Source organism: Deinococcus marmoris DSM 12784 (assembly GCF_000701405.1).
GTDB lineage: Bacteria > Deinococcota > Deinococci > Deinococcales > Deinococcaceae > Deinococcus > Deinococcus marmoris.
Window position 1 is genome coordinate 1 of the sequence record NZ_JNIV01000032.1, and the last position, 19,468, is coordinate 19,468.

Sequence of the window (19,468 nt, forward strand, 5' to 3'; positions counted from 1 at the left end):
GGCGTGGCCAGGAGTTCGTTCCAGCGCACCTGGCCGTCCATCTCCGCTGCCGAGAACGCGTTGTCCGCCGCCTGCCATCCCGAGAACGCCACGACGGTGGTCTGGCGCTGCGGGTGGTACCACACCCCAGTCATGACGGCGTCCGCGCCCAGGTGCGAACGCCTGGAGACGTACCCTGCCTGGCTCAGCATGGTCCCCAGGGCCTGCATGCGCTGCTCGCACTCGGCGAGCTTCAGCCCCGTTGCGGACATGGCGGTCAACTGGTTACCGAGGGTCTCAGCGGGGGCAGCCTGTCTCCCCAGCGCCCCGGGTGCGCCCAGCAGCCCCAGGGTGAGTAGCGCGACGGACAGGCGGCGGGCCAACGGGTGGACTGTAGGCATGATGCGTTCTCCTGTGCAGGGCAGACCTGCCGCCGCGCCTCTCGTTCCAGACGGAACCAGGGACGGCGTGAAGAGAGACGGGTGAACGATGCCGCAGACCTGGGGAGCCGGGTGCCCGGCTCCTGCCTGATCTCAGCGCTGGGCTGATGTCCCCAGGGTGCGCGTTTCCAGTTCAAAACACATCGGGAGAAGTAAGTACGGCGCGGGCAGGTGACCCTGGCAGAATGATGTAGACCCCCCCCCATTCGGAAGCGGGATGTCGCAAGGAAAAAGCCAGCAGACATCTGGCTGGAGCAGCTCTCTCTGTGCTTTGGCGCTGGCATGTTCAGCCCTGAGGTCAGCCCGTGCTCCTCACAAGGTGGGTGGCGTGGATTCATCGCCTTCGGCCAGTCCATGCTCCATGGCCCAGCGGGTCAGTTCCACGCGGTTGTGCAGGCCCAGCTTGCCCAGCAGGTTCGCCACATGTTTGCTGGCGGTGCCGGAGCTGATGTTCAGCAGCCGCGCAACTTTCCGGTCCGGGTGGCCCTGCGCCACCAGGGCCAGCACCTCCAGTTCGCGGGGCGTTAGGTCTGGACGCGGCGCTGGTGTCAGGGCCAGCCCCCCGGCCAGTTTCACCACGTCTTCTATCTGCAGGTGAAGGCCCGTCGTCCAGGCCTGGCCGTAGGCAGCCTCGCCCAGCGCCTTGCGGGCAAGGGCCAGGTCCTGGTGCAGTCGGCGGTCCAGCACGCCCTGAGAACGCTCCCCGACAGGATCATTGACGAAGGCGGTGAACTGCACCAGCGTTGTCCACTCGTGCTGCTCGGCCGCCACGAAGACGAGGCCCCAGCGCAGGACATGCTTGACCATGCCCCGGAGGCCGTCGCCCACGGCTTCGTCCAGGCACGCCAGCAACAGCGTGCGGGCTTCAGGCAACTGGTGCACGGACACCAGCACGAGCCCCACCGTCGTCCTGGCGGTCCGGTATTCCACCCTGCCGCCCATGTCCTGGAAGTACCCGCAGGCCAGCCGGGCATACTTCAGGGCCTGCGTGTGTTGGCCCAGCTCCAGCAGATCCGTGGACGCACAGAGGTGGGCAAATCCCTGCAACCTCTGCTGCTCACGGGTCGCAGGCCGGTCACCCAGCCATTCGTGCACCTCGCGGATCAGCTGCTGTCTGACCGTCCATGCCTGCTCAGGCCGCCCCGTTTCCCTCATCACGTCTGCCAGGTTGAGGGTCTGCCCGGCCGCTCCTTCCACGTCGCCCAGTTCGCGGCACAGCGCCACGATTTCAAGCAACTGTGCTTCACGGGCCTGAAGTCGCCCCATATAGTTCAGGGTGTTCGCGCTGATTTTCAACGCCTGAAGCAGTGTGCGGCGGTCCTTGGGCGGGGGTAGGGCCAGGACCCCGTCCACCAGGGGCGCCTCCTGCAGATCGATGCCCAGGGCCGACCACATGACACCTATGGCACCGAGATAACGGTAGGCCAGATCCGAGTGGCGCTGTTCTACAGTCCAGATCATCCCGGCCCGGATGTTGGGGTAGTGCGCCAGGTCCGCTTTCAAGCTGTTCAGTCCGTCCAACTCCACGCGGTGCCGATGTCCCTCTACCATCTCCAGGAAGTGCCAGGCGTGTCGCTCTCGCCAGATGGCCTCTTGCGGGTGGCCGTTCAGGCGTTCAACGGCCAGTTCCCGCAAAGGTTGGAGCATCTTCCACAGGGTGCTCGGCGTGTCCAGCCGCTGGAGCAGGCTCTGCTCCAGCAGCGCTTCGGCCCGCTCCAGCACCGTGTCGTCCCCCCACACCGCAGCCAGCGCCTGCGGGGTAAATGGGCCGCTGAACACAGCGCAGCATTCGAACACTGCCCGGTCCATCTCGTCCAGCAGCTCGTAGCTCCATTCCACCGTCGCCCGCAGGGACCGCAGGCGTTCGGGCCGATCCCGGAAGTCCGCCTTGAGCACCTCCAGCGGATGTTCCAGCCGGGTCAGCAGGTCCCCCAGCGCGTAGCTGCGGGTCCGCATGGCCGCCAGTTCCAGCGCAAGGGGGACTCCCTCGAGCAGCCCGCACAGCCGCGTGATCTGGGCGGCATTGGCTTCGTTCAGCGTGAATGAAGGGGTCAGGGCGTGGACGCGGGCGACAAACAACTGCACCGCCGCGCTCGAAGCGGCGTCGCGGACGCGCTGGGGCAGCCCCAGTGGCTCGACTGGGTACTCCACCTCGTCATGCAGTCGCAGCGCCGCCCGGCTGGTCACCACCAGCTGCAGCGTGTCCGTGCGGGCCAGGAGGTCAGCCAGGTCTGGGGCAGCAGGGAGAAGTTGCTCGAAGTTGTCCAGGATCAGCAGGGTGCGGCGGCGGGCCGCGAAGTCCTGAATTTGCCGTTCTGGTGCGCCTCGGAGTCCATGCTCCGGCAAGGCGGCGGCGATCAAGCCCAGCACCCCTTTCGGTTCGCGCACGGCGCTGAGGTCAATGAACTGGACGTGGTCAAGCTGAGGCGACTCGCCTGCTCGCTCGATTGCATGGGCCAGATGCAGGACCAGAGCGGTCTTGCCCATCCCACCGGGGCCGCGCAGCGTGAGCAGGCGTACCCCATCCTGGAGCAATTTGAGCAATTGGCGCAGGTCATGCTCGCGGCCATACAGCGGGGCGAGCGCACCCGGCGGTGACCCCGGCCGGTGGTTCATAGATCAGTGTAGACCCCGGTGGCGGGCTGTTGTGGCTGGACTGGACCGGGCGACTGGGAAGCCGGTGCCGACGTCGAGAACTGCTGCAGCGGGCGCGGCCGTGCTCCCACGGGCTGACTCCGGGGCCGCTCCCGCACATCAGTGGTCATGCTCCGGGCATGGGGCGGCGGAACTCGCCGCCACACGCTTGTCTCTGACCGTGCTTCCACGAGCGCATCATGTGGCACGGGCACGGCTGGGCTGCGGCATGATGCGTGGACGTGACGCAACAATATGTCATCTCTGATAGTGGTCAGAAACCATAGGGCAAGCAGTACCGCCAGCCCGGCCGCGGTCGTCAGGTTCACCTCACGGCGACCTGGCGCCTCCCCACAGAAGCGCTGAAAGGCATTCAGGTAAAGCGCCGCTCCAGCCATCACCAGACCGTTGCCGAGCAGGACTGACACCTGCAGGGACCCTTCGGTGCGGGCGGCCGAGACCATGAAGCCCAGAACCAGACTGCTGTGGCCGACGGTCCAGGTACGCCAGCCGGGATACGATGGTCGCCACAGCGCGACCAGCAGGGTGATGACGGCGACCAGGGCCGTGACCAGCCAGACCATCGCCGTAAAGACAGTCAGGGGGGCCCATGCGACGAAATCGGTCATCAAGGCCAAAGCTCCCCATGAGCTTGGGGGGTAGATGAACGGGCGTCAAGCCCCCGGACGGAGGCAGTCTCGCCGGGTCACACTGCCCTTCTGCTCTACCCGGAGTTCTCGCCCAACACTTCGAAGTCGTTCTTGGCAGCCTCTGGCAGTCAAAATCGGAGCCTGCCCCGCCTCGGACCGTGCACCACCTTTCGTGGCCCTCTGGAAGGCCTCAACGCCCACCTGGGGCGGGCACGCCTGTTCGTCCAGGTGGCGTGGGGCATGTTGCACGACCTCACGCACTTGGTGCTGTGTGAGCTCTGCGCCCGGTGGGCAGAAGGAATCGACTTCAATCTGGAGCACTACCGGTGGTCAGCGTTCGCGCAGTTCCTCTGGACAAACAGCATCCTGACCTCAACGCAATTTGACTGCCTGTGGGATCTGGGCACTTCGGATCCTGATCAGGCCATGGGGCGCGCCATGCTGTTCGAGCTGATTTCACAGCCCGACTGCCCAGGAACGCTGCTGGAGCGCGCCGCGTCGTCCCAGCACACCGCCTTGGCCCGGAAAAGCCAGCATCTGCTGGCCCGACGATTCGCGAACACGCCAGCAAGGTGAGGTAGAAATGCCAGACCAACCCGTATGGTGGGAAATTAAAGAGCCGGAGGACTCGCAGGTGTGGAGCGACTTCAGGTTGACGTTCGACTTCAATCCCAGCACGTCATCCCGGGACTGGCCCAGCTTTCGTGAACCCGTGCCCTCCGTCACCTGCGCCCTCTCCACCGAATGGGACGCCGCCGCCAGTGAAGAGTTTCTCGCGTTGATGAAGGGGCATATCCGTGCCTGTGCGCGGCCGGATGAGTGGGTGTATGGGCTGGACCCGCACCACACCTGCTGCCGGTATAACCCCCATCTGCTGGAAGAGCCTGCGCCAGATGCCCTGGGATACCGAGATCCATGGGACGGGTTCGTGCTGCCGAATGGGGACTATGGCATCACGCTGGCCGACGATTGGCGGTGGGGGACGCTGGGCCATCCCTGGGAATGGAGCCTTTGTGTGTTCGGCTAGTCCTTGATGGATGCTGTGGCATGCGCCAGGCCGCGCCTCTTGGGGCGTGTGATTCGGGTCAACGGACGGCGCCCGCCGGAGCCGTAGACGGCCCCTGATCGGGGAGGACCGAGAACTTTCGCTCCACCAGGGCGTGTCTTTGTGCAACCTCAGCTGCTGCGCTGCATGGCCCGCTCCTCCAGCCACGCCAGCGTCGTCGGCGGGTCGCTCAGCCGCTTTACGATGCGCTGCTGTTAGCCGCCTTCGTCCACCTGCGCCAGCACGCGCGGTTCCGGTGACACAGGACTCAACAACCGTTGTCTGGGACGCAGCCTCGACCACCTGCTGCGCGAGGAAAGCCGGGGCACCGCGAAAGCACCCGTCACCCTGACGACCCTCATCAGCGCCGCGCCTGACCAGTGTCATGGTGGCGGGCCTGCACGCCCACGTGGCCAGCCGGTTCATGCCCGACAACACGCGTTCGTTCCGCTCGCGCGGCAAGGCGACCACGCGCGCTGGGCGACACCCGCATGACGCTGCACCCGGAGCTAATTGGGCAGGTGCAAAACCTCCTGGAAGACGAGCTGCTGCGCCGCGGCGCGGCGGCGCCCGAACTGGGCTTGCTGGAACTGGACCCGCAGGTGGTGGGCGTGCGTGTCGCGGCCTCGGCGCGGGCGGCGTCCGGAGGCCTGGAAGGGCTGGCCCCCGGCAGCATGCTGCCCCTGACGCCCCAGGGCACGGAGGCCACAACCACCGCCCGCCTGTTCATGCACTGGGCCCAGAAGGACCGCGCCGGCTCCATCGGACCTGGACCTGTCGGCCGTCTCGTACAACGCTGCAGGCGAGCAGATCGGCCAGTGCACCTTCAGTAGCCTGCGGGCCCCCGGCATGGTGCATTCCGGCGACCTGCGCAGCGCGCCGCTGCCGGTCGGTGCCACCGAGTACATCGATCTGGACCTTGAGCAGCTGCGGAAGAGCGGCGCCACGCTGATCATAGCCTCGGTGTACTCGTTCACCTCGGTGCCGTTCTTGGGGATGGAACGCGCGTCGTGCGGGCTGATGAGCCGCGCGGACACCGCCAAAGGGGCGCGCGAGATGGACCTGTCAACCGTGCGCCTCAAGTTCGACCTGCGCGGCGAGCAGACCTCGTGTACGCTGCTGGCCATCGACCTGCGCGAGCCGGGCCAGGAACAGGTCATCTTCCTGGAACTGGCCGGCGACCGCGGCGGCTACCAGGTCATCGAGCGCGACGCGATGCAGAGCCTGGCCCTGAGCATCGCCCAGGCCGGCAGCGGCATGCCGCTGACTCTGCTGACCGCGCCTCACCTGGCCCGCGCCGAGACTGTACGCTGCGGCGCGCAGAGCTGGAAACGTCAGGCCGCCGAGGGCCGCGAGGACTTTGCCCGCCGCGTGCAGCTGGGCCTGATCGACGCCGCCGAGGGGCGCATGATGGAGATGGACGAGGTGGCCGACGTGCCCGCAGGCCCCACACTGCTGATTACCGACCAGCCGCAGCGTGCGCTCAGCCCAGGCGACACCGTCATCTGCTTCCAGCCCGGCGTCACCCAGCCAGCCGGAGTGGCGGTCCACGGCCTGCGCGGGTTGCTCGACGCCCTCTAAAGACGCGCCGCTCAGACCCGGACCGGGAGAGCCATCTTCTGGTCCTTTGATTCAAGATCCACCGCCCCACAAAGGAGCCCCACCATGGACCTGACCACCCTGAAAGCCCGCCACCTCGAAGCCCGCAAGGCCGCGCGCACCGACCCGCAGGCCGCCGCAACAGCAGCCGTGCTCAGCCGGGTGCTGGGCGACGCCGAGACCCAGGCCAAGAACAAGCCTGGAATGGCTCACCTTGACCTGATCGCTGGCGTCACAGGCGCGCAGCGCACATCCCTCGAAAAAGAGGTGCAGGACCTCACCAAGCTGGGCCGCAACACCGAGATGGCCACCCGGGAACTGGGCATCCTCCAGGCGCTGCACGGCGAGGTGACGGCCATCAAGGCGCAGCAGGACGCCGAGAAATCGGCGGCGCTGATGAGCGAGCCTGACCTGGCAGGCGTCATTCGCGGGGCCATCGACGCCGGGGCCACGAACATCGGGGCGGTCATGAACGTGCTCAAGACCAACCACGCCGGCCAGTACGACGGCGCCGTGGCCAGCCGCCTGGCCAGAGAAGCGCTCGCGGCCACCTGAGTCCACACCGCCTTCAGGCCGCGTCTCCCCGATAGAGACGCGGCCTTTCGTTTGTTTCGTGCTGAATCGCTGGTCGGCGCCAGTCCCCTCCGGATCCAGCGGACCACCTCAGGATGCGGACCACCATCCATGCTGCCTCGGCGTCCTGAGAGTGGCCCGCGAGCCTCAGAGCAGCGTAAGAGTGCTGCGGCCCTGCAGCAGCATGCCAGCGGCGGTTGGAAAGTAAGGAGATGCGGCTCAGACCAGGCCGTGTTCGCGCTCGTAGGTCTCCCGTAGATGTGGGTAACCGGCCGTCAGGAACACGTCCAGTTGCAACTGGCGATCCAGCTGAGTCACCCGGGCAGACACCGGTTCGTGCTGAATGTCGTACCACAGGCCCCACAGGGCCCAGGACAACGGCTCGTCCAACCCCATCTGTGTTGCCAGTTCAGAGGGGCCGTCGCTGATGTGGGCCAGCAGGCGGGGCTGCAAATCGGGGGCCGCCTGGAGGGTGCGGGCCGTCAGGTGCATGGTGCAGGGCTGGGTGACGTGCCCGGCCAAGACCAGGGCCACAATCTCTACAGGCATCGCCTCAATCAGGCGCGAAATCTCGGGGGGAGGGGAATTCATGGCCAGACGTTACTGCCCACAGGCGAACCCTTACCCCCCATCAGAACGTGCGCGACTCATGAACCAGGGGAGGGCCCCGACAGACATCACCCTCCAGAACAGGCGAACCCCGCTCTGCACGTTCTGCCTGGGCGAAGCCCACCCCTGTGCAGGGCCTCACGTCAAAGCAGCCCAGCGAGGCGGCGAGCGATGGAACTGTCGACATCCCCGCCCGCCCGCCAATCACCTTGCACGAGAGACCGATGACCATTTCCGGCGCGCCTGCGCCCACGGGCTGCCCGCCTTCATGCCCGGATCGTGCCAGGAGTGTGAGCAGGAACTGCGGCGGCGTCTCCGGTCAAGGGTGGGCGGCGGGCAGCACGAGTTCATACGCGGTCCCGCGCCCGCCGGTGCCGTCCATGACCCGCAGCAACTTCTTCTCCACAAGATCGCCCAGATCACGAACAGCGGTGGGCTGAGAGCACCCCGTGAACGCCGCATATTTGCTCGAGCGCAGCTTGCTGTCAAAGCCGTCGAGCAGTGCATTCAGCATCTTGCGCTGCCGTGCGTTGAGGTCTTGCCCCCCGTGGGCATGCCAGTACGCCCGCTTGAAGCGCACCTGAGCGATCAGATGTTCAGTGGTGTCGAGTGCGGCGTGAAGGCACTCCAGAAACCAGCTGATCCACCCGGTCACGTCCATGCCGCCTTTCTGCGTCTCCTCCAGGACCCGGTAATAGCTCTGGCGCTCCAGCCGGATGCGCGCCGACATGGAGTAATAGCGCTGCCTGCTCCCGTCTGCGCGGGCAAGCGCCAGATCCGCGATGGCGCGGGCCATGCGGCCGTTGCCGTCGTCGAACGGGTGAATGGTCAGGAACCATAGATGTGCGGTGGCCGCCTTCAGAACGGGATCGAGGTCCGCACTTTCGAACCAGGCCAGGAAGCGCGCCATCTCGGCGGGCACCCGGTCAGCGGCTGGTGCCACAAAATGGACCACCTGCCGATCAGGGCGGTCCGGAGCGCCGCTGAGGACCATCATGGGCCCCTGCCGGTCATCACGCCACGCCCCAACGATGATGCGGTGCAGGCCGCTGCGGCCCGTGGGGAACAGGGCCGCGTGCCAGCCGAAAAGCCGATCGGCGGTCAGCGGCGCCTCGAAGCGCTGGGTGGCGTCCAGGATCATGTCGACAACGCCTTCCACGTGCCGGTCCGGCACCGGGAGCCCCGCCGTGTCCAGGCCGAGCCGCGTGGCGATCGATGACCGCACCTGTTGCGCGTCCAGATGCTTCCCTTCGATCTCACTGCTCTGCGTCACGTCCTGCACGAGCGCCTCCAGCACAGTCTCCTGCTGGGTGGCGAAGCCGAGATCGCCCATGGCGGTGACGAGTGCGCCGCGGCGGAAGTGCACGTCGGCGAGGGCCTTCCCAAATGCCGTGTGGTCCCAGTGGAACTCCGGCCACGCCGGCGTCTCGTGCGCGTACTGGGGCGAGGCGAACGTCATGATTCGATTCTAGCCGATTTGCGAATCAACCCTGAGTCGCAAAGTGCGGGAAATCGCCTCATGTCTCAGGATTTCGCCCGCCCGTGCGGCTGCGAGAAGCGCCGCGTGGCCTGGAAAGCCATCTGACCGGCCTTGGGCATCTGGCCGATCTCGCACATGTCCCGGGCGACCGCCTCAGCGAACCGGTGGCCCGCGCTCAGACCCCCCTGCTGCGGGCTGGGCACCACCCTTGCAAAACAAATCCTCCCTTTGGCCTGAAGACCTGAAAGCGGCCGCGCGCAAGCGCCGACGCCTGACCGGTTCGGGCATCGCCCAGCCTGCAGACCATGGGGCCTGTCCGCTGTCACAGGCCCCGCTGCCCCTCCAGAACCGCCCGCAGGTCCTGCACTGCGCGTGACCCCTTCACCACGTAGGCGCGCACGCCCAGCTCTACGGCCTGCGCGGCCACCGCCGCGTCATCACGCCCGCTCAGCACGACCACCGGGACCGCTGCTGCGGCCAGCGCCAGCCCGCGTCTCATCAGGTCCAGTCCAGAGCCGTCGGGAAGCGACAGGTCCAGCAGCAGGACACCGAATCCGCCGCCCTCCCAGCATGAGGCGGCGGCCGCAAAGGTCTGCACGTGGACCACCTCCCACGCCAGGCCCTCGACCTCCAGCAACTCTGAGAACAACAGGGCGTCCACCACATGATCCTCGACCAGCAGCACGCGCATCACCCAGGGATCTTCCGGGGGCACCAGATGACGGTCAGGCCCCGTGGCCCGGTCGCCGCTCATGCGCCCCGCACCGCCGGGAGGGTGCAAGAGAAGGTGGTGCCGGTGCCCGGCGTGCTCTCCAGCCACAGCTGGCCCCCATGCCGCTCCACGATCTTGCGCGCAATCGACAGACCAATGCCGCTTCCCTGGTACTGCTCGCGGGTGTGCAGCCGCTGGAAGATCGTGAAGATACGCTCGTAGTATTCCGGCTCGACCCCGATGCCGTTGTCCTGCACGCTGAAGCGCACCCAGTTCCCGTCGCGCGTGGCGTCGACGCGCACTTCAGGCGGCCGGTCGGCGTGGGCGAACTTGAGGGCGTTGCCAATCAGGTTCTGGAACAGCTGACGCAGCTGTGAGGCGTTGCCCCGCACGTCGGGCAACTTGCCCACGACCACCTGTCCACCGGCCTGCCCCACCTGCGCGTCCAGGTCCTGCTGGACGTGGGCCAGGACCGCGCCCATGTTCACCCGCTCCGGCACCACCTCGCCGCTGGCCACCCGCGAGAACGCGAGCAGGTCGTGCAGCAACTGACCCATCCGGGCCGTGCCCTCGCCCATCAGCCGGATGTACAACTGACCCTTGTCGTCGAGCTGCCCGGCATACCGGCTGGCCAGCAGCTGCGAGAAGCTCGTCACCGTCCGCAGGGGTTCTTGCAGGTCGTGGCTGGCGACGTACGCGAACTGCTCGAGTTCGGCATTGGAGCGGCGAAGTTCCTCGTTGGCCCGTTTGAGGGTCTCCTCGGCCCGCTGGCGTTCGGTGACGTCCCGGAACACCAGCACCGAGCCTCCGGTCTCCCCTGCCCCGTTCAGGATGGGCGTGCTGGTGTACTCCACCGGGAAAGAGCTGCCGTCAGCGCGCCAGAACACCTCATCGTTGGCGTGGTGTACCTCTCCTCTGGTAAACGCCGCAGAGATCCCGCAGGCGTCAATCGGCAGCGGCGAACCGTCCGGGTACGAGTGGTGAATCAGGGCGTGCTGCCGGCGGCCCAGAAATTCTTCAGGCGCGTAGCCCAGCATCTTCAGCGCCGCGGGATTCGCCAGCACGCTGCGGCCCTCACGGTCCACGGTGGTCAGCCCCTCGCCGATGCTGCTGAGCACCAGTTCGTTGAAGCGCGACACCCGGGTCAGTTCCGCCACACCACGTGCACGCTCCAGGGCCAGACCCAGACTGCGCACCACCGTGACCATCACGGCCTTATCCGTCCCGGTCCAGGTGCGCGAATCAAACAGCACGAAGCAGATGATGCCCACGGTCTCCCCGTTGACGAAGACCGGCAGGGTGGCCACGGTGTTCACGTGCTGCACGATGGCCGCGTCGGTGTCGCTGCCCCGCACGTAGGTGTCCTGGTAAAAGGGCTGCCGGGTTGCCCAGGGCACGACCAGGCTCTGCGGCCCGTCGTACGGAAAGCCCGCGTCGATCACCGCCTGCAAAGCGTCGCCTTCACCGGGCTTGCGGCCCAGCGCCCCGGTCTGCACAATGTTGCGCCACAACCCGCCATGACGTTCGTAGTACAGCGCGTAACCCGGGGTCAGCAGCGACATCACCACCTCCTGGGCGCGCCCCACCAGCACCGGTTCGTCCACCTCCACGCTCAGGTCGCGGGTGAGGTCCGCAAAGCCCTCCAGCGCCCGGGTGCGCGCGTCGAGTTCCGCGTTCTGTTCCTGGAGGCGCCGGGTGATCTCCGTGCGGTCCAGCGTCAGCTCAAGGCCGCGCACCACCGCCCCAATCAGCGCCTTCTCACGCTCCTGCCACGCATGGGCGTCGCGTGTACCCACGGCGAGGAGACTGCGCGTCTGGCCGTTCACGACCAGCGGCAACAGAGCGACCGCGCCGTACGCCACCGTGCTGGGCAGACCGTTGACTTCCGCCTCCCACCCGTCGACAAACACCGCTGCGCGCGTGTGTGCCGCCTCCTTGAAATCGGGGGCGCCTCTGGGCACGCCCGCCTGAATTTCTGCAGCCACCTCGGGCAGCACATCGTCAGACCACACCCGCGCCTTCCACAACTCACCGTCGAGTTCGTAGTACGCGGCGCTCACGTTCGGAAGGCTGGCCCGCACCACCTGCACCGCCTGGCGCGCCAGGGCCAGCACGTCGCTCTCGCTGCCCACCGCGGTCTTGTACGCGACGAAGGCGTCGAGCGCCGCGCGCTGCTCCTCGATCTGCTGGGTGTAGGCCTGGAGTTGCGCGGCATGCTGGACGCGCTCCAGGGCCTGACCGAGGGTGCCCGCCGCGCGGCGCAGCAGGTCGCGGTCGCCTTCTCGCCAGGGCGCATCTGCTGAGGAGCGCCAGACACACAGGAATCCGGCCACGCTGTCTCCCGGCGTGTGAATGGGCTCCACGGCAAACGCCCGCATGGGCAGACGGGTGGGGGTGGGCGCGCCCCAGGTCTCACGGTCATCCGCGTGGTACTCGCCCTTATCCGTGCGGGCAACCCTGGCCAGCACGGGCACCTGCACCAGCGGGACGCCCCCGGCCTGCAAATCCGCCGCCGCGAAGACTTCTCCCCACATGGCCGCCGCCTCCAGGCTCCCGCGCGCCAGTTGCGCAACCATGGCGCCGCTCAAGCCCAGCCCCTGTGCCAGGGGCTCAAGGGCCAGGGCCGCCACATCCTCCAGCGAGCGAGCGCCCTGCAACGCGTCACCCAGAGTGGCCAGGACTTCAGCGCGCGCGCGGGCCTGCTCGAGCTCCAGGGTGTGCGCGGCCACCTGACCTTGCAGGGCGGCCGCGTGGCGCCCACGGCCCAGGGCCAGGGCGCACTGCGTGCTCAGGATGCTCAGGAAGCGCTTCTCTTCCGCGGCGAAGTGATGCGGCTCAAGGAAGTCCAGCACGATGACGCCCAGGGCCTGCCCCGCCAGCACCATCGGCAGCACGGCGCTCGCCACCGGAGCGGCGGCACCGAGCCGCCCATCGAGCCCGGGATAGGCCGCCGTCAGGCTGCCCTCGTCCTCGAAGAACAGCGCGGCCTGCTGTTTCAGGGCGTCCCCAGCCGGCACGCGGTTGTCCAGCGGGCCACCTTGCCAGATGGTCTGCGCGCCGCCTGCGTGCCCATGCGTGGCCGCGATCTCAAGGCGGTCGCCCGCAGCGCCTACCAGCAGGACTGCGCCGGCAACCGCGTCCACCGCCTCCAGGGCAGGCCGGAGGACGACGTCGAAGACCTGCGCGGAGGTGGCCGCTGCAGCGAGGGCTTCAGTGACGTCCTGGAGGCGCTCGGCCAGGGAGGAAGGCGCGGCGGGCGCCCCGATGTGATCGGGCATCCGCGCAGCATAGCGCCCGCCAGGAATGACCGTCCAGCACGACGTAGAATGCAAAATAGCTCACATCCTGACCTGAATTCACTGGACCCGTTCGTCAAGGCAGGGGCCTGCTTAAGCCTGAGATGTGGCTTGCAAGCCGCCTGGCGGCTGAGGCCCCAACGTCAGACCGCCGTGGACCTGCCGACGCCAGCGTGTTGGGGCCTGCAAGCGCAGAGAGAAGGCCGAAGTGTGGGACACAACTGCCCCATGCTTCGGCCTGAGTGGTGCCGTTGCCATCAGTGTCACTCCAACTCCAGCCTGTCAGCACAGCCCGTGTCCAGCGCGGGCTCCAGCCCTTGAATGAGGAAGTGCGCGGTGCCCACCTCTCCCCACATCAGCTCCAGGTCGTCGTCGCTGGACAGATGCAGCAACTGGACGTGCGTACCCTCGACCTCACGGGGGTCCACCTGCGTGAAGTTCGGAGAGCCACCCAGCCTGTGCCCGCACTCTGAACTTTGAACGTGTGGTGGAGTCAGATGACAGCTTCAGATTGCCCTGATTTTACAGGGTTCACCAGAGTGGCGGCTCAGCGGCTTTTCGTTTCCACACCTCAGCTTCCTGCGGCCTGGCACAACCACCCATGCGGTGATCACCCGCAGTACAGTGAATTCCCTGATGCCCAGCCCTGTTCAACTGCTCGCTCGCCTCGATGCGCTGGCCGCTGCACTGCGGGAGCGTGGGGACGCTCTTGCGCTGCTGGCGCTCGGTTCTGTTGGCCTGGACACCCACCGCCTTGACCAGCACTCCGATCTGGACTTTTTCGTCATTGTCGCGCCGGGAGCCAAGCTCAGGTATCTCGGCGCCCTGGACTGGCTCGAACAGGTGCATCCCGTGGCCTTCAGCTTCCGCAACACGCCGGATGGGTGCAAACTCCTGTTCGAGGACGGAATCTTCGCCGAGTACGCCGTCTTCGAACTCGGTGAGCTGCCGCACATTTCCTACACCACTGGACGGGTGGTCTGGAAAAGAGAGGATGTTCCCGACCTGGCGGCGGCCTCCAGTGTTCAGGCCACGCGCCCAGCGCCCTCACGGGACTGGCACACCAACGAGGCGCTGACCCATCTCCTGGTGGGCCTGCACCGGGAAGCGCGGGGAGAACGGCTGACGGCCACCCGCTTCATTCAAGGCTACGCCGTTGACCAGATATTGGCGCTGGCCGCGCTGCGAGGTGCCGAACAGGACGGTGCCGAACAGAGCGGTGCCGATCTCTTCATGCCAGAGCGGCGCTTTGAGTTGCGCTTTCCTGGCGTGGCCCCCCTTTTGCCAGGGATGATGCAGGGCTACGGGAGCAATCAGGCTTCGGCACGGTGCATCCTGGCGTGGTTGGAGGCCCATTCGAACGTGCATCCACATTTGGCCGCCGCCATCCGTCAATTGTGTCATCAGCAGGACGCCTGAAGCGTTGCTGCAGTGTGATGGGTTCAGCGGGAAGAGAACAGTGGGGCGGCGTGTTGCCGAAGAACAGCGGCAGTGTGGAGTTCCGGCTGACCGGAGCAGCGCTGATCGCGGCAGAGAGCCTATCGCCCCGGTCTCCAGTCACCCGGGCGGAGCTTTACCCCGCTGCGGGAACGTCTGCAGCCCATGAATCAGGGGCCGTCCCCTGCGAACACCACCTTCCAGAACAGGCGAACCTCGCCCCGCGCAGGTCCCGGGTTGTCGCAGTTCCGCGAAATGGCTGGCGATGGAGCGGCTGATCTCTTCTCCAACCTCAACAGGCATCGCCTTGATCAGACGCCGAAGTTCGGAAGGGGAATTCTCCCGGAACCGGACTCACACCATGCTGGGCAAGCCCACTGGGCAGGGCGGGGCCTGGCACCCCACGGCCACGGGAGGCCGTTTTCCGCAAAAGGCCGTCCCTGAGGCAGCGCAAGGCATGTCCAAACTAGAAGAAGAGGCTGCTGCCGAAGGCACAAAGGTGTACCTGGAGAAGTCTGGACAGTCTGCGGACCGCGTCTGTCACGCCTCTGGTCAGCCCTCGCGCCCCACACCGGCGCGTGCATGAGAGCGCTTGGCAACCAGGGCGTTCTGATGGGGATGTGGGCCGGAGCCCAGGGGGCCAGAATGTCCGTCATGCCGCTCTCTCCTCCCTCTCGTTCTGCCCGGAAAGCGTCCACGTCACCGAACGTCCGCACCATCGCCCGGGCCGCCGTGGCCCGTGGTGTGGACCGCAACCGGCCGTTCCAGCAGCAGTCCCCGCTGCTGAACCAGGTGGCGGTGTCACTCCTGAACGCCATCGGCCACGCCCGTCAGCGCGCCCAGGCGGCGGAGCGGCAGGCCCTCGGGTGGACCCCCAACCTGGCGTACGACGAGCTGAGTGGCGGGTGGCACGAGGTCGGTGGCCCGCCTGAGGATCCTGCGGGGCCCGCGACTCTGCGCGGGCTGGCCGATCTGGTCACCCAGGCGCGCTCGTGGGCCGCTCAGCAGGGTGAGCTGCCGGCGACGTCCCGTGAGCTGCTGACTGCCGTGGCCCTGGTGGGGGCGCTGATCACTGGCCGCGCGCCCGGTCAGGCCCCCAGCGCGTTCATGATCACCCGCGGCGTGCTCGCCCAGATGGGCGGCTGCAGCGAGAAAACGGTCGACCGCTGCGTGCGTGACGCGCGCGTGAACGCGGCCGGGCTGCTGCTGCGGGGACACGCGCAGATCACGCGCTGCGGCGCCGCGAGCGGCCAGGCGCGCTACGACGGGAGCCTGGTGCAGTTGACCCCCGGCGGCACGGCAGAGCACAGTCGGGGCCACACGGCACTGGCCTGGCGGCTGGCCGCGCAGTGGCGCCCAGCGTTCGGCCTGGACATTGATGAGCACCAGGGGGCTGCCGGCGCGCTGCGCGAGGCGGTGAGCGACCTGCGCCTGCGCGCCTGTCTGCGCGACACCGCCGCGGCGTGGCTGGGCCTGCAGGCGGCCATGGCGGCGCTCCTCGCGCTCGACCCGGAAGCCTATTTCGAGTGGATGCAGGAGACCGGGAACTGGCTTGACCTTGCGGAAATGCACGAGGCGGAGCGCAGCGGCAAAGTCGGCGCGCGCCGCCCTGCCGGTCAGCCCCAACAGGTGCCGGTGGCCGTGGACGCCCTGGATCTGCCGCAGCCCCGACCTGGAGCCCCAGTCGAGGACGATTGGGGCGGCATCGAGTACTTTGAGGAGGGCCTGCCGGACCTGCATGGCTGGCGCCGGCGCACCAGGGCGCACTTCGAGGAGAAGCTGACAGCTGAAGAGGCCGGAGACCTGGCGGTCCCCTGGGCCCACTGACGCTGACCCTGCCCACACCTCCCCCCCCGTGCCCAAAGGCCGGCGGGAGAGAACCTGAGCGATCAGAAGCGCCCCATCGTCTGGCCCCCGTCGCGCGGCGCAGATCAGCACAGTCCACTCAGGGTGCTGTCCGCAGCGCGCTCAAAGGCGGCGAAGTTCGCCACCTTTACACAGAGCGGGTAGACGGAATACGCAACAATCGGGAGAGCACCGCAAGGCGGCTCCCCACCACAAAATCTGCACCTTCTCCTGCTCGCTTCGCCCGGATTTCAGGTTCACGCGTCAACCTTTCAATCGGAGTCCGTCATTACTGGGGCCCAGCACCGGGCGTGAGCCGGAAGCCAAAGCTGCGGTACTCCCCGTCCAGCGACACCAGCAACTGGCCCTCCTGCATCGCCCGCCCCGGTCCAGTGCGGTTGGGGTCCTGATCGAAGCCGAAGAACCGGCCCACCTGCTGCCCCCCCTGGAGCAGATTCGCCTCCCACGCCGTGCTGGGGCAGGTTCCGGCGAACGGAGGGATGCCGCAGATCGCCTGGGTGAACACGATGCTCCCCGCCCCCCCTGAGTTGCGGCCGGTGCCCTGCACCGCGTAGGTCAGGCCCAGGGTGTTTGCTGTGCCCCGGATGGCGTATTTCGTCTCGCCGTCGTAGCTCGCCGTCACCTGGGCCGTCACCGGGAAGCGCGGCGGCGCATATGCCTGCTCCCAGCGCCCGCCCAGCCGCACCCCCTCGGCAGGACTTGCGATCAATTGCAGGTAAGCCTCGGGCGTGCCCAGGGCGAAAGTACCGCGAAAGGGCAGCCCGCTGGTCTTGGTGGTCCGCGCGATGACCGCGGCTCCCTGCCGGGGACCCAGCGCCCGATGGCCACCTCGCCTGGCGTGCTGGTGGCCCACTGGTAGCCCACCTGTGTGCCCTGCAGGGTGAGCACCCAGTTGGGCGCGCTGAGCGAGTCGCACGACTGCCCAGCCAGCGCGCGGCCCGCAGGCTGCCGTCCAGGTTGCGCCATTCCAGGGTGTGGTCTTCACGCCCCAGTACGAACCCGTCAGCGGAGGCGGCCAGGGCGACCACCCCCAGGCTTGAAGTGGATGGCGTCGGGCATGGGCCCAGGTGGCCGGAGGACGTGTCGATCCGTGCCCCGGTCGAGAGGTTGATCACGGCGTTCCCGTTCTCGATGGCGGCCCATTCCAGGTCGCGACTCACGTTCTCCACTCCCGGCTCAAAGGGCGACGTCAGCGCGATCGTCGGAATCGTGCTGACGTCGCGGGTGCGGACCCGGCTTACACCGCGTACCAACTCCAGCGAGAGCAGCCGCCCGCCATCTGCGCTGACGCGCTCGGCGCAGGGCAGGCGGGTCAGGACGTCGAAGGTGCCGGGGTCCAGCGTGGCGCTCCCTTTCCACCCAGCCAGGATCAGCGCCCCGTCTGCCCGCACTGCGAGATCCCGGGGCTCGCCTACGGGCACGTTCACGCGGCGCAGCTCGCGTCCGGTGGCCGGGTCCAGGTCCAGCAGGGTGGTGTGCTCGGAGGTGCGGGCGGCGGCGTAGAGGTGCTGGCCGTCCAGGCTGGGGGCGGCGGCGATGATCTCGAGGGCTTCGGTGAGGGTGCCGATGTAGGTGCCGTGAAAGACGGTGGGGCCGCTGGGAACGGGGACCTGGGTGACGTCGGGAATTGATCGGCAGCCGGCAAGCAGCACCTCCTCTACGACGCCAGCACTGCGGCGGACTGGTTCAAGCGGCCGAACGCCCGCCCCCCGTTCAGCAGCCAGACACCGCTGGACTACATGCGCCGGAGCGGCATTCCGGCAATGGACGAGGCGCGCCGGCTGCTGTGCGGCGACCGCAGCGGACTGTTCTCAGTCACTCCGGAGGCGCGCAAGGCCGCCACGAACGTCGAGACGGTGATCGAGCTCTGAAGGTTCCCGCACCGCAGGCCCTCAGCCGTGGGAAAGGGTTCCCCGTGGCCTCTCACGTCGTGCTCTCACAAAAGCCCAGGCCCCCGCCTGCGGCGGGCGCCGCTTTCCTATTCCATCTCGGCCACCAACGCGGTCACGATGACAGCCGTCGAAACAGCGTCCAAGTCGAAGTACAGCCCGTCAGAGGAAGCATCAGGTCCAGGCCCGTCAAAGCCTGCATGGCGCTGCGTCCCGGGACCGCGCTGCCGGATGGAAAAGCGCTCACCCGCACAGCGCCCGGTCCATTCAGCCGCAAGCGCGAGTGCGCCGGCCAGTTGCTCGTCCGTCAGTCGCAAGCCCAGTCTGACCGCGTCCGGGTGCAGCGGCGCTCCAGCGAGCACCATGCCCAGAAAAGCGCCCCGGGCACCCTCAGGCGTAACGATCATTCACCCCACCCCCGTCACAGGTCTGCCCCACCCCACCGCCTCGCCATCAACGCCTCGGAAAATGTGCACCGGGATACAACACGTCGGTGCGGGGGTTCAAAGTCAGGCCAATTGCTTTAAAACATGACCCTGGGGAAGACAGCCCCCATTGGAGGAATTTGATTTTGACCAACCTGCCCCTCACCCCTCAGCCCAGCCCTTTAAATGACCAGCTGAACGCGCTGATCATCTCTGGAAATCCTGGCGCCGTGGCGTTAAGACGCATCACCTGGGGCCGTCCCGTCCCCCCCCATGAGCAGTTGCTGGCCATCCATGCGCTGCTCGATTTGCTTCCGCAGACGGTGATAGAGGACATCGACACCGAGGGGCGGCAGGTCCGGGTCAAAGACAAGCCCTTTGATCCCACCAATCTGCCGAGCATGAGTCAGGCCCTTGGTGCCCTGATGCCCGGATCACCGCACCTGCCCTGGGCCTGCCAGGTGCTTAACCCCTGGATCCGCCTTTTCCGCCCCCCGGCCGAGATCGTCCAGCTTCTGGAAAATGACCGGGTGTGGGATCTGGCCCCCGCAGCGCTGGCCCGTGCCCGGCGACACAACCTGGAGGGGGACCTGGATCGCCCTTTCCGCCAGGTAGACCGCAGAGGCTGGATCATCGCGCTGACCGGGTGGACCCAAGGACCCCGGGCGCTGCGGTATCTCCACTCGTTTTTGAACTGCGATGGTCGGCCTGGTGCCCTGCACTGGCTGGCCAGCGAGGGCGCACGCCGTGAGCGGTTCGAATCCTGACGCCCACCAGCCTGAATGACAACCCAATCAAGGGCCGAGCCCTTTCAAATGGAGCGTGACACAGTGG

19 protein-coding genes are annotated in these 19,468 nt (G+C 67.4%); 9 read left to right on the plus strand and 10 right to left on the minus strand.

Annotated features, from left to right (window positions below):
• The 3 genes from Q319_RS24370 to Q319_RS0109435 all read right to left on the minus strand — a co-directional run.
• Nucleotides 1–380, minus strand: a 380-nt coding sequence (locus Q319_RS24370) for a hypothetical protein (protein WP_029484489.1), incomplete at its 3' end; no start/stop codon positions are given.
• A 351-nt stretch (nt 381–731) separates the two neighbouring features.
• A complete protein-coding gene (locus Q319_RS25475; protein ID WP_081845968.1) occupies nt 732–3,035 on the minus strand; it encodes an ATP-binding protein in 2,304 nt (767 codons plus the stop codon).
• Nucleotides 3,032–3,682: a hypothetical protein gene (locus tag Q319_RS0109435; protein ID WP_029482100.1), complete on the minus strand. Its 651-nt coding sequence runs from the start codon at nt 3,680–3,682 to the stop codon at nt 3,032–3,034. The genes Q319_RS25475 and Q319_RS0109435 overlap by 4 nt, the downstream gene beginning before the upstream one ends.
• A gap of 261 nt (nt 3,683–3,943) precedes the next feature.
• Here Q319_RS0109435 and Q319_RS0109440 point away from each other — a divergent pair, with 261 nt between their 5' ends.
• The 5 genes from Q319_RS0109440 to Q319_RS0109460 all read left to right on the plus strand — a co-directional run bounded on the left by Q319_RS0109440 (nt 3,944) and on the right by Q319_RS0109460 (nt 6,902).
• Complete coding sequence (locus tag Q319_RS0109440) at nt 3,944–4,279, plus strand: hypothetical protein (RefSeq protein WP_029482101.1); 336 nt, start codon at nt 3,944–3,946, stop codon at nt 4,277–4,279.
• A gap of 7 nt (nt 4,280–4,286) precedes the next feature.
• The gene (locus Q319_RS0109445) at nt 4,287–4,730 is read left to right on the plus strand and encodes a DUF2716 domain-containing protein (protein ID WP_029482102.1); all 444 of its coding nucleotides are present in this window, start codon (nt 4,287–4,289) and stop codon (nt 4,728–4,730) included.
• A gap of 509 nt (nt 4,731–5,239) precedes the next feature.
• Nucleotides 5,240–5,581 (plus strand): hypothetical protein, encoded by a 342-nt coding sequence (locus Q319_RS0109450; protein WP_029482103.1) that lies wholly within the window; start codon nt 5,240–5,242, stop codon nt 5,579–5,581.
• Between the two features lie 16 nt (nt 5,582–5,597).
• Nucleotides 5,598–6,329 (plus strand): TerD family protein, encoded by a 732-nt coding sequence (locus tag Q319_RS0109455; RefSeq protein ID WP_029482104.1) that lies wholly within the window; start codon nt 5,598–5,600, stop codon nt 6,327–6,329.
• An 84-nt stretch (nt 6,330–6,413) separates the two neighbouring features.
• The gene (locus Q319_RS0109460) at nt 6,414–6,902 is read left to right on the plus strand and encodes a hypothetical protein (RefSeq protein WP_029482105.1); all 489 of its coding nucleotides are present in this window, start codon (nt 6,414–6,416) and stop codon (nt 6,900–6,902) included.
• A gap of 237 nt (nt 6,903–7,139) precedes the next feature.
• Here Q319_RS0109460 and Q319_RS0109465 read toward each other — a convergent pair whose 3' ends face one another.
• From Q319_RS0109465 to Q319_RS26165, 5 genes are all read right to left on the minus strand, one after another.
• A complete protein-coding gene (locus tag Q319_RS0109465; RefSeq protein WP_029482106.1) occupies nt 7,140–7,511 on the minus strand; it encodes a hypothetical protein in 372 nt (123 codons plus the stop codon).
• A 337-nt stretch (nt 7,512–7,848) separates the two neighbouring features.
• On the minus strand, nt 7,849–8,988 hold the full coding sequence (locus tag Q319_RS0109470; RefSeq protein WP_029482107.1) for a Fic family protein: 1,140 nt from the start codon (nt 8,986–8,988) through the stop codon (nt 7,849–7,851).
• 343 nt (nt 8,989–9,331) lie between these two features.
• Complete coding sequence (locus Q319_RS0109480) at nt 9,332–9,763, minus strand: response regulator (protein WP_051655246.1); 432 nt, start codon at nt 9,761–9,763, stop codon at nt 9,332–9,334.
• Entirely contained in the window at nt 9,760–13,053 is a 3,294-nt protein-coding gene (locus tag Q319_RS24380; protein ID WP_245619082.1) for an ATP-binding protein, read from the minus strand. The genes Q319_RS0109480 and Q319_RS24380 overlap by 4 nt, the downstream gene beginning before the upstream one ends.
• Nucleotides 13,054–13,280: 227 nt before the next feature.
• A complete protein-coding gene (locus tag Q319_RS26165) occupies nt 13,281–13,514 on the minus strand; it encodes a DUF1963 domain-containing protein (RefSeq protein ID WP_081845969.1) in 234 nt (77 codons plus the stop codon).
• A gap of 139 nt (nt 13,515–13,653) precedes the next feature.
• Between Q319_RS26165 and Q319_RS0109495 the strand changes: the two genes are divergently transcribed.
• Complete coding sequence (locus Q319_RS0109495) at nt 13,654–14,436, plus strand: hypothetical protein (RefSeq protein ID WP_029482110.1); 783 nt, start codon at nt 13,654–13,656, stop codon at nt 14,434–14,436.
• A gap of 663 nt (nt 14,437–15,099) precedes the next feature.
• Nucleotides 15,100–16,281, plus strand: a complete 1,182-nt coding sequence (locus Q319_RS0109500; RefSeq protein ID WP_156039255.1) for a hypothetical protein — start codon at nt 15,100–15,102, stop codon at nt 16,279–16,281.
• Between the two features lie 307 nt (nt 16,282–16,588).
• On the opposite strand, the gene Q319_RS26970 is transcribed toward Q319_RS0109500, so the two are convergent.
• Nucleotides 16,589–17,173, minus strand: a complete 585-nt coding sequence (locus tag Q319_RS26970) for a hypothetical protein (RefSeq protein ID WP_029482112.1) — start codon at nt 17,171–17,173, stop codon at nt 16,589–16,591.
• 622 nt (nt 17,174–17,795) lie between these two features.
• On the opposite strand from Q319_RS26970, the gene Q319_RS26975 reads away from it, so the two are divergent.
• A complete protein-coding gene (locus Q319_RS26975) occupies nt 17,796–17,951 on the plus strand; it encodes a hypothetical protein (protein WP_156039256.1) in 156 nt (51 codons plus the stop codon).
• A gap of 347 nt (nt 17,952–18,298) precedes the next feature.
• Here the strand turns inward: Q319_RS26975 and Q319_RS0109520 are convergent, their stop codons facing one another.
• Nucleotides 18,299–18,616 (minus strand): hypothetical protein, encoded by a 318-nt coding sequence (locus tag Q319_RS0109520; RefSeq protein WP_029482114.1) that lies wholly within the window; start codon nt 18,614–18,616, stop codon nt 18,299–18,301.
• Nucleotides 18,617–18,780: 164 nt separating this feature from the next.
• On the opposite strand from Q319_RS0109520, the gene Q319_RS0109525 reads away from it, so the two are divergent.
• The gene (locus tag Q319_RS0109525; protein WP_029482116.1) at nt 18,781–19,401 is read left to right on the plus strand and encodes a hypothetical protein; all 621 of its coding nucleotides are present in this window, start codon (nt 18,781–18,783) and stop codon (nt 19,399–19,401) included.
• The last annotated feature ends 67 nt before the right edge of the window (nt 19,402–19,468 follow it).